We start from the raw sequence: 15,052 nt of genomic DNA, 5'->3' as shown, positions 1-15,052 counted from the left end.
GGGAGCCCCGCGCTCGGCCCTTCCCAGGAGAGCGTGCAATGAGCCACGACCAACCCCTGCCCGACCAGCTCGGGCACTACGGCCGCTTCGGCGGCCGCTTCGCGCCCGAAGCCCTCGTCGCCGCCCTCGACGAGGTGGCCGCGGAGTGGGAGAAGGCCAAGCAGGACCCCCAGTACCAGGCCGAACTCGCCGAACTGCTCAAGGACTACACCGGGCGCCCCAGCGCCCTGAGCGAGGCCCGCAACTTCTCCGAGCACTGCGGCGGCGCGCGGATCCTGCTCAAGCGCGAGGACCTCAACCACACCGGATCCCACAAGATCAACAACGTCCTCGGCCAGGCCCTGCTCACCAGGCGCATGGGCAAGACCCGCGTCATCGCCGAGACCGGAGCCGGACAGCACGGCGTGGCCACCGCCACAGCCTGCGCCCTGCTCGGCCTGGAGTGCGTGATCTACATGGGCGAGGAGGACACCCGCCGCCAGGCGCTCAACGTCGCCCGCATGCGCATGCTCGGCGCCGAGGTCGTCCCCGTCACCATCGGCAGCCGCACCCTCAAGGACGCCATCAACGAGGCCTTCCGCGACTGGGTGGCCAACGTCGACCGCACCCACTACCTGTTCGGCACCGTCGCCGGACCGCACCCCTTCCCCAAGCTCGTGCGCGACCTGCACTTCGTCGTCGGCCAGGAGGCCCGCGAACAGGTCCTGGAGCGCGTCGGCAGGCTCCCCGACGCGGTCGCCGCGTGCGTGGGCGGCGGCTCCAACGCCATGGCCGTCTTCGCGGCCTTCATCCCCGACGAGGAGGTCGCCCTGTACGGCTTCGAGGCCGGTGGGGAGGGGGCGCGGACCACCCGCACCGCCGCCTCCATCACGGCGGGCAGCCCCGGCGTCTTCCACGGGGCGCGCACCTTCGTGCTCCAGGACGAGTACGGCCAGACCCTGCCCAGCCACTCCATCTCCGCCGGACTCGACTACCCGGCGGTGGGCCCCGAGCACGCCTACCTCGCCGACACCGGCCGCGCCACCTACGAGCCGGTCACCGACGCCGAGGCGATGGAGGCCTTCCGGCTGCTGTGCCGCACCGAGGGCATCATCCCCGCCATCGAGAGCGCGCACGCCCTGGCCGGCGCCCGCAAGCTCGGCGAGCGCCTCGGCCCGGACGCCGTCATCCTGGTGAACCTCTCCGGGCGCGGCGACAAGGACGTTGACACCGCGGCCGCCTACTTCGGCCTCGTCGACCCGGAGGGACAGGCGTGAGCGCCACCGCACTGCAGACCAAGCTCGCCGAGGCCCGCGAGGCCGGACGCGCCGCCCTGATCGGCTACCTGCCCGCCGGGTTCCCCGACGTGGAGTCCTCCGTCCGGGTCATCCAGGCCATGGTCGAGGGGGGCTGCGACGTCATCGAGGTCGGCCTGCCCTACTCCGACCCCATGATGGACGGCCCCACCATCCAGCGGGCCGCCGACCGAGCCCTGGCCGCGGGCACCACCACCGACGACGTGTTCCGCGTGGTGGAGGCCACCGCCGCCACCGGCGCCGCCGCCGTGGTGATGTCCTACTGGAACCCCATCGAGCGCTACGGCGTCGAGCGCTTCGCCGCGAACCTGGCCAAGGCGGGCGGGGCCGGGGTGATCACCCCCGACCTCATCCCCGAGGAGTCCGAGGAGTGGGTGGCCGCCTCCGACTCCTGCGGCCTGGACCGGGTGTTCCTGGTCGCGCCCTCCTCCACCGACCGGCGCCTGGCCCTGACCACGCGCGAGTGCACCGGCTTCGTGTACGCCGCCTCGCTCATGGGCGTCACCGGCACCCGCACCCAGGTCGCCGACACCGCCGCCGCGCTGGTGCGGCGCACCCGCGAGGCGACCCGAGACTCCGGCCTGCCCGTCTGCGTGGGCCTGGGCATCTCCACCGGCGCCCAGGCCGCCGAGGTGGCCGCCTACGCCGACGGCGTGATCGTCGGCGCCGGGTTCTGCCAGCGGGTCCTGGACGCGCCGGACCTGGACACCGGGCTCGTCGCGGTCCGCTCCTTCGCCCAGGAACTGGCGCAGGGCGTGCGCTCGGGCCGCACCTGATCCGAGGGGCCCGCGACCAGCGGGACGCGTGAACACCGGCGGGGGCCGTCCACGGGACGGCCCCCGCCTTCGTCGTGCCGCCCCCCGTCTCCGGGCCCGTCCGCCGCGGGGCGGGGCAAGGCGGCGGTCAAGCCGGTGAGAACCGGGTGAGAGGACCCCCGCAGAACCTCCCGGCACCCCTTCGACCAGGTCCTCATGAAGGAGAGGGGACGCCCTCCGCTCCGGGGGACGCCGCTCGCTGCGCCCGAAATCCCGGACACAGCGTCACGCACTCAACACAAGCAGTAGGATCTGACCCGACGCGAAGGGCGACGACGCGCCCACGCACCGTGGTCGCGAGGTTCCCCTCCTCCCACGCCCACCCGCCCCCGGGACCCGTGTCCGCCCCGGACGCGCACGGGGGCGGGTGGCGGTGGCCACATCCCCGCGTCCCGGGAACCCCGCACGGCCCGGCGACGACTCCATGGAAGGACCCGCGTCCGCTCCGGTGGGCGCCACGGCCACGGCCGCACCGAACGGAAGGAGGCAGGGGCTCCCGCCCCCGCCCGCAGACGGGGGCACCCGCCCCGCACATCCGATGACCCGCCCGCTCTCTCCCCGGAGGCCGCAGTGATGGACACGACCGACCAGACGCCCGCCACCGAACCCGCGCCCGGATCGCGCTGGGAGGCCGTCCAGCCCTGGCTCAGCCTCGCCTGCCGCGTCGGGCTGGCCGCCGTCCTGGTCTTCGCCGCCGTCTCCAAGTTCCCCCCGGCCCTGTCCGTCCAGGCGGTCGAGGCCTACGACCTCTTCCCCGCCGAGGTCGCGCGGTTCATCGGCTACACCCTCCCCCTGTTCGAACTCGCCCTGGCCGCCCTGCTCCTGGTCGGGCTCGCCACCCGCTACGTCGGCGCCGTCAGCGCGCTGCTCATGGTCGTCTTCATCGCCGGGATCCTCTCCGCCATGGCCCGGGGCCTGAGCATCGACTGCGGCTGCTTCGGCGGCGGCGGACAGGTCGACCCGGAGGAGACCACCTACGGGCTCTCCATCGCCCGCGACATCGCCTTCGCGGCGATGGGCGCCTTCGTCGCGGTCTGGCCGCGTTCGCCCTTCGCCGTCGACCGCGCACTCGGCCTCTTCCGGTGACCCCGGACGGCCGACCGTATCCAGCAGTGAGGAACAGGGGAAGACATGGGCAGTGAAGCGCGCAGGCGCTCCCGAGAGAAACTCAAGGAACAGAGGGAGAAGGACCAGCGCAGGGCCAAGCGCAACAGAACCCTCATCGTGGTGGGCGTCGCCGCCGCGGCGGTGCTGCTCATCGTCGGCATCGGCTACGTCGCCCTCAACGCCGACCGCCGCAGCGGCGAGTACGAGGGGGCCCTGGCGCCCACCACCCTCCAACAGGACGACAGCGTCGTCATGGCCCAGGAGGGCGCCTCGGCCCCCGTCGTCGAGGTCTACGCCGACTACCAGTGCCCCGCCTGCCGCCAGTTCGAACTCCTCAACGGCGGCGTCCTCAAGGAGAACGCCGCCCAGGGCGAGGCCATCGTCCACTACCGGCCGGTCAGCATCTTCGCCCAGCAGCCCGTGCCCCTGAGCAGCAACTCGCTGCGGGCCGGGGCCGCCGCCCGCGCCGCCGCCGACCACGACCGGTTCGTGCGCTACAACGACATCCTCTTCGAGCACCAGCCCACCGAGCGCACCGAGGGCTTCACCGTCGACCAGCTCAAGGAGTGGTTCGCCGAGACCGGCCCCAGCCCGGAGCAGCAGGAGCAGTTCGACCAGCGGGTGGACGACGAGGCCGCCGTGGTCTCCCGGTTCACCGAGGAGTTCCTGCCCGCATTGTCCGAGGACGCCATGGCGCAGATCGGCGAGGAGACCCTCGCCACCATGGTGCTGTCCGACCTGCTCGCCTGGGGTGCCGAGCACGGCCACGACCCCTCGTTCCTGGAGGGGACCTACACGGGCCAGATCATCGAAGCCACCGGGAACGCCTACACTCGCTACAGCGGAGACAACGCCTTCCGCGGAACGCCCTCCGTCTACATCAACGGTGAGTTGCTCGACAACGACACCGCCATGACCGCCCGGGGCCTCAACGAGGCGATCGCCTCAGCGGAACCCGGCGAGGTCGACACCCAACCCACAGGCGACGGGGGTGGCGCGGAGTAGCCATCCCCGAAGACACCCCCGCACGCGGGGCGAACCCGAGAGCAGACCAGTGACATTGTCGTCGACAGCCACGGAGGGCGCGGTCGAGTTCGGCCGGGCCCTCGCGGCCTTCCCCAGCCCGCAGGTCAACTCCATCCCCATCGGGCCGCTGCAGATCCACTTCTACGCCCTGTGCATCCTCGCCGGAGTCATCGTCGCGGTGCTGTGGAGCGAGCGGCGCTGGGCCGCCATGGGCGGCGAGAAGGGCACCATCATGGACATGGCCGTGTGGGCCGTGATCCTGGGCCTGGTCGGCGGGCGCCTCTACCACGTCATCAGCGACGCGCAGCTGTACTTCGCCGAGGGCCGCGAGCCCATCCGCGCCCTGTACATCTGGGAGGGCGGACTCGGCATCTGGGGAGCCATCCCCATGGGCGCCCTGGGCGTGTGGCTGGTGGCCCGCAAGCGCGGCCTGTCCATGTCCAAGCTCTCCTTCGCCATCGCCCCCACCCTCCCCCTGGCCCAGGCCCTGGGCCGCTGGGGCAACTACTTCAACCAGGAGCTGTTCGGCAGGCCCACCGACCTGCCCTGGGCCGTGGAGATCACCCCCTACCCCAACGGCGCCCTGCGCCCGGGCATGGAACTGGGCGTGAGCACCTACCACCCCACCTTCCTCTACGAGTCCCTGTGGTGCCTGGGCCTGGCCGTCCTGCTGGCCTGGGCGGGCCGCCGCTACGAGCGCTCCCTCCAGGGCGGACGCCTGTTCGCCCTCTACGTCATGGGCTACTGCGCGGGCCGGTTCTGGATCGAGTACCTGCGCGTGGACCCGGCCAACGACTTCCTGGGCCTGCGCCTGAACAACTGGACCTCCCTCCTGGTCCTCCTCGCCGCCCTGGCCTACTTCGTGTGGGCGGGACGCCGCATCGACTCCTTCTCCAGCGCCGTCGTCCCCCACGGCCACGACGCCGGAACCCAGGTGTTCGGGCCCACAACCGATGGTGAGACGCGCGACGACAGCACCGTCTACAGCGCCCTGGACAGCGAGGAATCGCGTGTCGGTTCGCAAAGCTCCAGCTCACAGGAGGCGGGGACGGAATACCACCCGAGCCCTGAACGATCTAGTAGCGAGGGCTCGACCGACAGGGACGCCGGGGACACGGGAACCGAACCCGGGACGAAGCCCGAGTAGACACAGGGAAGCCACGTGGACCGGCCGTGTCCGGACACGCATCTGGGCCCCTGTACCTTTCGAGCAGACCACGGGTTGACGATTGAGAAAGACCGTGAGCAGAGCTGAGTCCGGGTACGGCCGCAGAGGCCGCCGCGCCCAAAGCGCCCGCACCGAGGACCGCACCGACGACCAGATCCTGGACCGGGACGAGGAGGGGTACGACCCCGAGGAGGACTTCTCCGCGGAGTACGGCCACACCCGTCCCGCCGACGACGAACCCTATGACGACGGACCCTATGACGACGGGTCCTACGACGAGGACGCCTACGAAGAGGACGACGGCACCGGCGACGCCGACGCGGACGACGCCGAGGAGACAGGCGGACGCGCCTCGCGCCGCAGGAAGGGCCGCGGGGCCCGCGCCTCCTCCCGCCGCAGGAGCCCGGGCAACCGGGCCGCCGGAGGCAGGCGGGCCGGAGCCACGGGAGTCAACAAGGTCTCGGCCTTCTCCGCCGCCGCTATCAAGAGGGTCTCGGTCCTGGGCGACCGGCCCAACCAGATCGTGTACACCCTCGCCGAGCAGAGCAAGCGCAAGCGCGGCACCGCCGTGCTCGGCCTCCTGCTCGGAGCGTTCAGCATCGCGCTGATCGCCCTCCTCGGCCTGCTGTCCTACCAGCTCTTCGCCGGCAACGGCGGCGCCGTCGCGGGCGGGGACGACACGGTCGTGGCCCCGCCGGACGGGCATAGCACCCTCACCCCGGAGCTGTACCTGTCCGAGCCCAACCGCGAGGACGTCTTCGGCGCCATCAACGAGCGCCCCGAGGGCATCGAACCGATGACCGAGGAGAGCGTCTTCGACCCGGTCCGCGAGATCGGCCTGGACGACGTGAACCTGGAGCTGCGCCAGGGCTCGGTCACCGACTCCTGCACCTCCCTGGTGTGGGGCGAGGAGCTCGGCCAGAGCCTGATCGACGCCAACTGCGTCCAGGCCGCCTCCGGCGTGTACACCGACGGCGACGAGCGGCACGTGGCCCAGTTCACCCTGTTCGATCTGGCCAACGCCGAGGCCGCGGCCGAGGTCGAGCGCGAGCTGGACCCGACCAACGCCGAGAGCGGCGCCGGGTTCCTGCTCACGCAGACCGGCGACGAGATCCCCGGCCTCCAGGACGGTTACAGCCAGGCCACGACCCAGGTCATGGGCCACTACCTGGCCGTGTTCTGGGTGGCCGACACCGACGGTTCCCCGCCCGGGGACAACGCCGACATGGCGACGCTGAGCGTCGCCTCCATGAACGCGGCGCGCTACGTCTACGAGGAGGTCGTGGCCGTGAACCAGGCGGCGGAGCAGGCCGAGGAGTAGTCTGTCCCGGCCTGTCGGAGGCCCCGATAGGATCTGCGACAGACCGACCCGAGGTCACACGAGGCGCGGCGAGGATTCCCGGCCTCACACACCCCCGAACACACCGGTCCGGCCCGCGTACGCGCGGGCCGGACCGCATCCGAGGAAAGGTCCATTGGGTGTCCCCTTCTGAACCGTCGGCGTCCGGACCCGCGGGGCGTCGGAGGAAGACCAGCGAGCCCGACACCGAGCCCGAGGGGCGCTCCTCCCGGGAGGGCGGACGCCGACGGGCCGGGGGGCGCAGGAAGAAGGAGTCCAGGCGCCTGGGCCCCCTCATCGCCATCGTGGCCGGAGTGCTGGTCGTGGCGCTGATCGCCCTCGGCGTGGTCCTGTACCTCAACGCGGGGGAGGGCGGCGGCGAGGGGCAGGCCGCCCCCCAGACCCGCCCCGCCGTGTACCGGGTCGTCGACGCCGGCAGCATGAACGAGGTGCTCGCCACCCGCGAGGCCGACAGCCGCCCCCTCAACGAGAACGAGCTGTTCGGGGACCGCAACGCCGAGATCTCCAGCCAGAGCATCGACTTCACCCTGGGCGAATCGGTCCTGGCCGAGGACTGCGCCGCCGCGGTGTGGGGCGAGCCCGTCAAGACCGCCCTGGCCGAGGCCGACTGCACCCAGGCCGGGCGCGCCACCTACGTGTCCGACACCTACTTCGGCGTCGTGGCCGTGTTCAACCTCGCCGACGTCGAGGGCAGCCGCGCGGTCGCCGCGGCCCTCGCCGAACCCGAGGGGGAGGGCGCCCAGGACCCCGGCTTCGTGCTCTCGCCGTCCGGCGCCGAGCCCTTCGACCGCCTGGGCAGCGGCTACAGCGCCAGTGACGCGGTCGTCAGCGGCCACTACCTGGTCCTGGTGTGGGTGCAGCCCACCGATTCGGAGTCGGTGGAGGACAGGGTCAGCCTGTCCGGGCCGCTCGTGGCGCTGGCCAACTTCCGCGACCCGCTCTACCGGCGCATGGTGCAGCAGGAGGGCACCACCGGCGGCGGCACCGAGGGGACGACGGAGGGGACCGAGGGAACGGGCACCGACGGAACCGAGGGCACGGGAACCGACGGAACGGGCACCGGGACCGAGGGCCTGGGCACCGACGGCACCGGCACTGGCGTCGAAGGTGAGAGTGTGACCGGCAACGAGGGCACGGGCACGGAGCTGCCCGGAACCACCGGCACCGGCTGAGCCTCCACCCCGCACACACGAAGGGGCCCGCGGCACCGCCGAGGGCCCCTTCGCCGTCTCCGGGACGGGCACGCAGCAGCCCGTTGGCTGGCCGGAACCGTCGCTGATGTGACGCGAGGGTCCTGCCCTGCGATCGGCCCAGGGGACGGGCCGGTACAGCGTCAGGCCGGGGAGGACCCCACCCGCTCCAGGAGGTCGGCGGCCACCCCGCGCAGCTCACCGAAGCGGTGCTCGGGCAGATCGAGCAGGGTGTGCCCGGACACCCACTCCGGCGCCGCGGCCACCGCGTGGCGCGCCGTGCGCTTGTTGACCGGGCTCTCCCGCCACGCCGACACCTCCACCAGCCCCGCCCGCAGGGTCGCGGTGAGCGTGCCGTGCGCCCTCTCCTGCACGTACACCAGCAGCCGGTCCACCGCCGAGTCCGCGTCCGGGCGCCGGGTCAGCCGCACCGCCGTCAGGCCGTCCGCGCCGAACCCGCGCAGGAACCGCACCCCGAAGCGCGGTTCCACCAGGGCGCGCAGCCCCCGCTGGCCCGCCTCGTCGCGCACGCACGCCGCCGAGGACGGCACCAGCACGTACACGGTGTCCCCGGCGGCGGCCAGGGCCGCCCGCGCCGCCCAGCGGTCCCACCCGCCCGTGAGATTGACCACCGCGCGTCCGCCGCCCTGCCCGGGCGCCTCCAACCACGTGGACAGGCGCACCCGCCCCGACCCGGCGACCTCGCCCGGCCACGCGCCCACCAGCGTCGGCGCGCGATCACCACCGGCCTCCCCGGCCCCACCGGTCTCCCCGGTCCCGCCGGGACCCGCGGCACTCGCGGTCTCCCCGGCCACCCGGTCCAGCACGGCGCGGGCCCGGTCGGCGTCCAGACCGCCCCGGGCCTCCTTGGCGTTCACCCCCTGGCTGTACACGCGCGCCACCTCACCCGAGGGAGCGGGCAGCGTACGCGCCAGAGGCCGCAGCACGTACAGGTCGGAGGCCGCGCCGATCGACTCGGCCCCGTGGTAGCGGTTGAAGTCCGGCCACACCGCCTCCAACAGCAGGTCCATCCGCACCAGCCTCGCCTGCGTGGCCGCGGCCAGCCGCGGGGTGGTCTCACTGGCCCCGTAGGCCACCAGCACCCGGCCCCGGCGGGGATCGGCCATCCCCTCCACACCGCGCCGCACGAACAGCTCCACCCCGTCGGGCGTGTAGGGGGGATCGGTGAACACCACGTCCGCGCCGCCGCGCACCGCGGGCGGCAGCCCCAGACGCAGGTCCGCGGCGTGCGTACGCACCGCCAGCCCGAGCTCGGCCGCCAGGGAGTCGATGTGGGCCAGGACGCGTTCGTCGATGTCCACGACCTGCGCCCGGGCGCCAGGGCACACCAGGGTCAGCGCCACCGAGGTCAGGTCGTGGTCGCCCACGCACAGGAGCGTGCGGTCGCGCAGGTCGAACCGGGTGGACAGCAGCAGCGCCCGGCGCAGCGCGGTCTCGGCCGTCGCGGCCACGTGGTCCAGGTCCAGATCCGAGGCGGGCCCCTCCTCCACGGCCCGCGCCAGCTCCGCAAGCGCCCGGGAGTAGCGGGGGAGCAGGTGGGCCACCGGGTCGGCGGGCTCCTCCCCGGCCGCGCCCGCGTAGCGCTCGGGCCGCACCAGGCGCACCCGGCCCCGCCCGTCCCCGGGCGCCAGCTCACCGGCCTCCGTCAGGGCCCCCACCAGGGAGGACACCAGCGCGTACGCGACGCCGCTGGCGCGCACCAGCGCGTTCGCCTCCCACTCGCGCCCGTCCGAGAGCAGCGCCAGCACACGGCGCAGCCGGGGCGCGTCCACGCCGTGGCCGCGCAGCAGCTCCGCGGCGGGCTCGGGAAGGGGCGGCGGGCCGTCAAGGGGGCGGTCGGCGCGGGCGGAGTCGCCGTCCGCGACCGGTACCCGCCCGGAGGCAGCGGAAGGGGGGCCGTCCGGGCCCGGAGGAGTCGCGTGCATGCACCGATCGTCCCACGCGCGCCGGGGCGGCGCGCGGCCCGCCGCCACCCAGGTCAGCGGCGCCGCCCGGTGAGGGGGATATCACTCGCGGACCCGCCCCCCGCCCTCTTGGGGACGCGGTTAACACCGGGGTAATGTGGGCGTGCGGCGTGTTGCGCCCGCATGCCCGAAGTGGCGTTCCCCACCTCCAAGGTTGGTGTTTCGGCCTCTTTGGGAGGTTTAGCGGGGTTCCCTCGTGGAAAAACCCGCTAGGCCAGCCCGCACCGGGAACCTCTCCCGGACCGTGCCCGAGCCCGCACACACCCGGGCGCGGCCAGGGGCCACCGGCGCACCGCGGCGCCACATGGTCTAGACCTGCGATTAACGTCGCGGCTGGACCGGCATGTATAAGGGAACCTGCCCGTCACGGGCGACCCCACCCGCCACCGGCGACCACGAGGACGTGGCCGCACGACGGAGGCGGCCACGGCGCCCACACGACGGTCACCGCCGCACCACGCGGCGACACAACTCCATCCGCACGCAGCAGGGCCAACGTCGTCCCGGATGCGCTTTTCACGAAGCCAACGCAAGACGACAGGAGGGTAGATGCCTGCTGGCCAGGTGCGGCGTTCGTCCGTCCGAACGAACCCCGAGACCACTTCCCAGGGCCTGTACGACCCCGCTTTCGAGCACGACGCCTGCGGTGTGGGCTTCGTCGCCGACCTCACTGGACGTCGCAGCCACGACATCGTCGAGAAGGCGCTCACCGTACTCCGCAACCTCGACCACCGCGGAGCCTCCGGCGCCGACCCCGACGACGGCGACGGCGCGGGCATCCTCACCCAGATCCCGCACGAGCTCTACACCGAGGTCTGCGACTTCACCCTGCCCGAGGCGGGCGCCTACGCCACCGGCATCGGGTTCCTGCCCGCCGACGCCGCCGAGCGCGCCGCCGCCGTCGAACGCATCAACGCCATCGTCGCCGAAGAGGGCCTGACCCTGCTCGGCTGGCGCGAACTGCCCTTCGAACCCCAGTACAGCGGACCCGCCGCCCGCCAGGCCATGCCCTACTTCGGGCAGCTCTTCATCACCGGCACCCCCGGCACCGCCACCGAGGGCCTCACCGGCATCGAGCTGGAGCGCCACGCCTACTGCGTACGCAAGCGCGCCGAGCACGAGAGCGACGTCTACTTCCCGAGCCTGTCCCCGCGCACCATCGCCTACAAGGGCATGCTCACCACCCCGCAGCTGGAGCCGTTCTTCCCCGACCTGTCCGACCGGCGCTACGCCTCCGGCCTGGCCCTGGTCCACTCCCGCTTCTCCACCAACACCTTCCCCTCCTGGCCGCTCGCCCACCCGTTCCGCTACGTCGCGCACAACGGCGAGATCAACACCGTCAAGGGCAACCGCAACATGATGCGGGCGCGCGAGGCCAAGCTCGCCAGCGACCTCATCCCCGGCGAACTCGACCGGATCTTCCCCATCGTCGACCCCGACGACTCCGACACCGCGTCCTTCGACGACGCCCTGGAACTGCTCCACCTGGGCGGACGCTCCCTGCCGCACGCGGTGCTCATGATGATCCCCGAGCCCTGGGAGAACCACACCGAGATGGACCCGGCCGTCCGGGCCTTCTACGAGTACCACTCCACCCTCATGGAGCCCTGGGACGGCCCCGCCTCGGTGTCCTTCACCGACGGCACCCTCGTCGGCGCGGTCCTGGACCGCAACGGCCTGCGCCCCGGCCGCTACTGGGTCACCGAGGACGGCCTCGTCGTCCTCGCCAGCGAGGCCGGCGTCCTGGACATCGACCCCGCCACCATCGTGCGCAAGGGGCGCCTCCAGCCCGGCCGCATCTTCGTCGTCGACACCGCCCAGGGGCGCATCGTCGAGGACGAGGAGATCAAGGCCGAACTCGCCGCCCAGCACCCCTACCAGGAGTGGATCGACACCGGCGTCCTGCGCCTGGCCGACCTGCCCGACGCCCGACCCGTCCCGGTCACCGAACTCCAGCGCGCCCAGCAGGTCTTCGGCTACACCGAGGAGGAACTGCGCGTCATCCTCACCCCCATGGCCCGCACCGGCGCCGAACCCATCGGATCCATGGGCACCGACACCCCGGTGGCCGCGCTCTCCGAGCGCTCCCGCCAGCTCTTCGACTACTTCTCGCAGAACTTCGCCCAGGTCACCAACCCGCCCCTGGACGCCATCCGCGAGGAGATGGTCACCAGCCTGGCCACCCTCCTGGGCGCCGAGCACAACATCCTCGACGCCGCACCCGGCAGCACCCAGCGCCTGGTCCTGCCCACCCCGGTCGTCGACCAGGCCGAACTGGCCGCCATCGTCGCCGCCGGACGGGGCAACCCCGCCCTGAAGAGCTTCACCGTCGACGGCACCTACCCCGTCGACGGCGGCGGCGACGCGCTCTCCGCACGCCTGGAGCAGATCAACACCGAGGTCTCCGCCGCCATCGCCGACGGCGCCCACATCCTCGTGCTCAGCGACCGCGGCGCCGACGCCGACCGCGCGCCCATCCCGTCGCTGCTGCTCACCGGCTCGGTCCACCACCACCTCGTCCGCGAGAAGACCCGCACCGAGGTCGGACTCCTCATCGAGGCCGCCGACGTGCGCGAATGCCACCACGTCGCCCTGCTCATCGGCTACGGCGCCTCCGCGGTCAACCCCTACCTGGCGCTGGCCACCGTCCGCGACCTCGTCGAACGCGGCACCATCGGCGGCGTCGACGCCGACCAGGCCGTCCGCAACACCGTCAAGGCGTACGGCAAGGGCGTCCTGAAGATCATGTCCAAGATCGGCGTGTCCACGGTCAGCTCCTACACCGGAGCCCAGATCTTCGAGGCCCTGGGCCTGGGCGCCGAGGTCATCGACCGCTGCTTCACCGGCACCACCTCCCGCCTGGGCGGCGTCGGCTTCGACGTCCTCGCCGAGGAGGTCGCCATCCGCCACCGCCGCGCCCACACCGCCAACCCCAGCGCCCACCGGCGCCTGGAGGTCGGCGGCGAGTACCAGTGGCGCCGCGAGGGCGAACCGCACCTGTTCAGCCCCGAGACCGTCTTCAAACTCCAGCACTCCACCCGCACCCGCCGGTACGAGATCTTCAAGGAGTACACCTCCCAGATCGACGACCAGTCCGAGAAGCTCATGACCCTGCGCGGTCTCCTGCGCTTCAAGGACGGCGTGCGCGAACCCGTGCCCGTCGACGAGGTCGAACCCGTCTCGGAGATCGTCAAGCGCTTCTCCACCGGAGCCATGTCCTACGGCTCCATCTCCGCCGAGGCCCACCAGACCCTCGCCATCGCGATGAACCGCCTCGGCGGCAAGTCCAACACCGGCGAGGGCGGCGAGGACCCCGACCGCTTCACCCCCGACGCCAACGGAGACCTGCGCCGCAGCTCCATCAAGCAGGTCGCCTCCGGCCGCTTCGGCGTCACCTCGCACTACCTCAGCAACGCCGACGACATCCAGATCAAGATGGCCCAGGGCGCCAAGCCCGGCGAGGGCGGCCAGCTGCCCGGCCACAAGGTCTACCCGTGGGTCGCCCAGACCCGCCACTCCACCCCCGGCGTCGGGCTCATCTCCCCGCCGCCCCACCACGACATCTACTCCATCGAGGACCTCGCCCAACTCATCCACGACCTCAAGAACGCCAACCCCTCCGCCCGGGTCCACGTCAAACTGGTCTCCGAGGCGGGCGTGGGCACCGTCGCCGCCGGCGTGTCCAAGGCACACGCCGACGTCGTCCTCATCTCCGGCCACGACGGGGGCACCGGCGCCTCGCCGCTGACCTCCCTCAAGCACGCGGGCACCCCCTGGGAACTCGGCCTCGCCGAAACCCAGCAGACCCTGCTGCTCAACGGCCTGCGCGACCGCATCGTCGTCCAGGCCGACGGCCAGATGAAGACCGGACGCGACGTCGTCATCGCCGCCCTGCTCGGCGCCGAGGAGTACGGCTTCGCCACCGCACCCCTCGTCGTCTCCGGCTGCGTCATGATGCGCGTCTGCCACCTGGACACCTGCCCCGTCGGCGTCGCCACCCAGAACCCGCTCCTGCGCGAGCGCTTCTCCGGCAAGGCCGAATACGTCGTCAACTTCTTCGAGTTCATCGCCCAGGAGGTCCGCGAGTACCTCGCCCAGCTCGGCTTCCGCAGCCTGGACGAGGCCATCGGCTCCATCGACCTGCTCGACACCGCCGACGCCGTCACCCACTGGAAGGCCCAGGGCCTGGACCTGTCGCCCATCCTGCACGAGGTCGAACCCCGCGCCGGCGACCACCGCGTCCAGCAGCGCCTCCAGGACCACGGCCTGGAGAAGGCCCTGGACAACACCCTCATCCAGCTCAGCGAGGGCGCCCTGGACTTCGGCCAGCCCGTACGCCTCGAACTGCCCGTACGCAACGTCAACCGCACCGTCGGCACCATGCTCGGACACGAGGTCACCAAGCGCCACGGCGCCAACGGCCTCCCCGACGACACCATCGACGTCTCCTTCACCGGATCCGCGGGCCAGTCCTTCGGCGCCTTCGTACCCAAGGGCGTCACCCTGCGCCTGTCCGGCGACGCCAACGACTACGTCGGCAAGGGCCTGTCCGGCGGACGCGTCATCGTCCGCCCCGACAACGCCTCCCAACTCGTCGCCGAGGACCACATCATCGCCGGCAACGTCATCGGCTACGGCGCCACCTCCGGAGAGATCCTCCTGCGCGGCGTCGTCGGCGAACGCTTCTGCGTCCGCAACTCCGGCGCCCTCGCCGTCGTCGAGGGCATCGGCGACCACGGCTGCGAGTACATGACCGGCGGCCGCGCCGTCATCCTCGGCCGCACCGGACGCAACTTCGCCGCCGGCATGTCCGGAGGCATCGCCTACGTCCTGGACCTGGACCACGAACGCGTCAACACCGAGATGGTCGAGATCGAGGCCCTCACCGACGAGGACCGCGCGTTCCTCACCGACGTCCTCACCCGCCACCGCGCCGAGACCGGATCGGCCGTCGCCGACCGCATCCTCACCGACGGCGGCATCGACCGCATCGCCAAGATCATGCCGCGCGACTACAAGCGCGTCCTGCTCGCCCAGGCCGAGGCCGAACGCGAGGGCCGCGACGTCAACGAGGCCGTCATGGCCTCCGCACAGTCCTGACACGAG

At 72.4% G+C, this 15,052-nt stretch carries 9 protein-coding genes; 8 read left to right on the top strand and 1 reads right to left on the bottom strand.

The features are described from left to right. Positions 1–38: 38 nt before the first annotated feature. From trpB to UIS43_RS09485, 7 genes are all read left to right on the top strand, one after another. Complete coding sequence (trpB, locus tag UIS43_RS09515; protein ID WP_013154189.1) at positions 39–1,256, top strand: tryptophan synthase subunit beta; 1,218 nt, start codon at positions 39–41, stop codon at positions 1,254–1,256. Continuing rightward, positions 1,253–2,071, top strand: coding sequence for a tryptophan synthase subunit alpha (gene trpA / locus UIS43_RS09510; protein ID WP_013154188.1), 819 nt, complete (start codon positions 1,253–1,255; stop codon positions 2,069–2,071). The genes trpB and trpA overlap by 4 nt, the downstream gene beginning before the upstream one ends. 612 nt (positions 2,072–2,683) lie before the next feature. Beyond that, positions 2,684–3,196, top strand: coding sequence for a MauE/DoxX family redox-associated membrane protein (locus UIS43_RS09505; protein WP_013154187.1), 513 nt, complete (start codon positions 2,684–2,686; stop codon positions 3,194–3,196). Positions 3,197–3,241: 45 nt separating this feature from the next. Next, positions 3,242–4,222, top strand: a complete 981-nt coding sequence (locus UIS43_RS09500) for a DsbA family protein (RefSeq protein ID WP_370012974.1) — start codon at positions 3,242–3,244, stop codon at positions 4,220–4,222. 55 nt (positions 4,223–4,277) lie between these two features. Further along, positions 4,278–5,390: a prolipoprotein diacylglyceryl transferase gene (gene lgt, locus UIS43_RS09495; RefSeq protein WP_071622469.1), complete on the top strand. Its 1,113-nt coding sequence runs from the start codon at positions 4,278–4,280 to the stop codon at positions 5,388–5,390. A 94-nt stretch (positions 5,391–5,484) separates the two neighbouring features. After that, positions 5,485–6,732, top strand: coding sequence for a hypothetical protein (locus UIS43_RS09490; protein WP_370012973.1), 1,248 nt, complete (start codon positions 5,485–5,487; stop codon positions 6,730–6,732). Positions 6,733–6,890: 158 nt separating this feature from the next. Beyond that, complete coding sequence (locus tag UIS43_RS09485) at positions 6,891–7,943, top strand: hypothetical protein (protein ID WP_013154183.1); 1,053 nt, start codon at positions 6,891–6,893, stop codon at positions 7,941–7,943. A gap of 161 nt (positions 7,944–8,104) precedes the next feature. On the opposite strand, the gene UIS43_RS09480 is transcribed toward UIS43_RS09485, so the two are convergent. Next, the gene (locus UIS43_RS09480; protein ID WP_358455088.1) at positions 8,105–9,907 is read right to left on the bottom strand and encodes a bis-aminopropyl spermidine synthase family protein; all 1,803 of its coding nucleotides are present in this window, start codon (positions 9,905–9,907) and stop codon (positions 8,105–8,107) included. 588 nt (positions 9,908–10,495) lie between these two features. Here UIS43_RS09480 and gltB point away from each other — a divergent pair. Continuing rightward, positions 10,496–15,046, top strand: coding sequence for a glutamate synthase large subunit (gltB, locus tag UIS43_RS09475; RefSeq protein WP_071622467.1), 4,551 nt, complete (start codon positions 10,496–10,498; stop codon positions 15,044–15,046). Positions 15,047–15,052 lie beyond the last annotated feature (6 nt).

It is taken from the genome of Nocardiopsis sp. LDBS0036 (genome assembly GCF_041228755.1).
Taxonomy (GTDB): Bacteria; Actinomycetota; Actinomycetes; order Streptosporangiales; family Streptosporangiaceae; genus Nocardiopsis; species Nocardiopsis dassonvillei.
This window is presented reverse-complemented; position numbering and strand designations above follow the sequence as displayed.

Bases quoted from the DNA above. Each gene is read 5' to 3' on its own strand.
- UIS43_RS09505 (WP_013154187.1), top strand. From the start codon at position 2,684: ATGGACACGACCGACCAGACGCCCGCCACCGAACCCGCGCCCGGATCG.
- UIS43_RS09480 (WP_358455088.1), bottom strand. From the start codon at position 9,907: ATGCACGCGACTCCTCCGGGCCCGGACGGCCCCCCTTCCGCTGCCTCC.
- gltB (WP_071622467.1), top strand. From the start codon at position 10,496: ATGCCTGCTGGCCAGGTGCGGCGTTCGTCCGTCCGAACGAACCCCGAG.
- UIS43_RS09500 (WP_370012974.1), top strand. From the start codon at position 3,242: ATGGGCAGTGAAGCGCGCAGGCGCTCCCGAGAGAAACTCAAGGAACAG.
- trpB (WP_013154189.1), top strand. From the start codon at position 39: ATGAGCCACGACCAACCCCTGCCCGACCAGCTCGGGCACTACGGCCGC.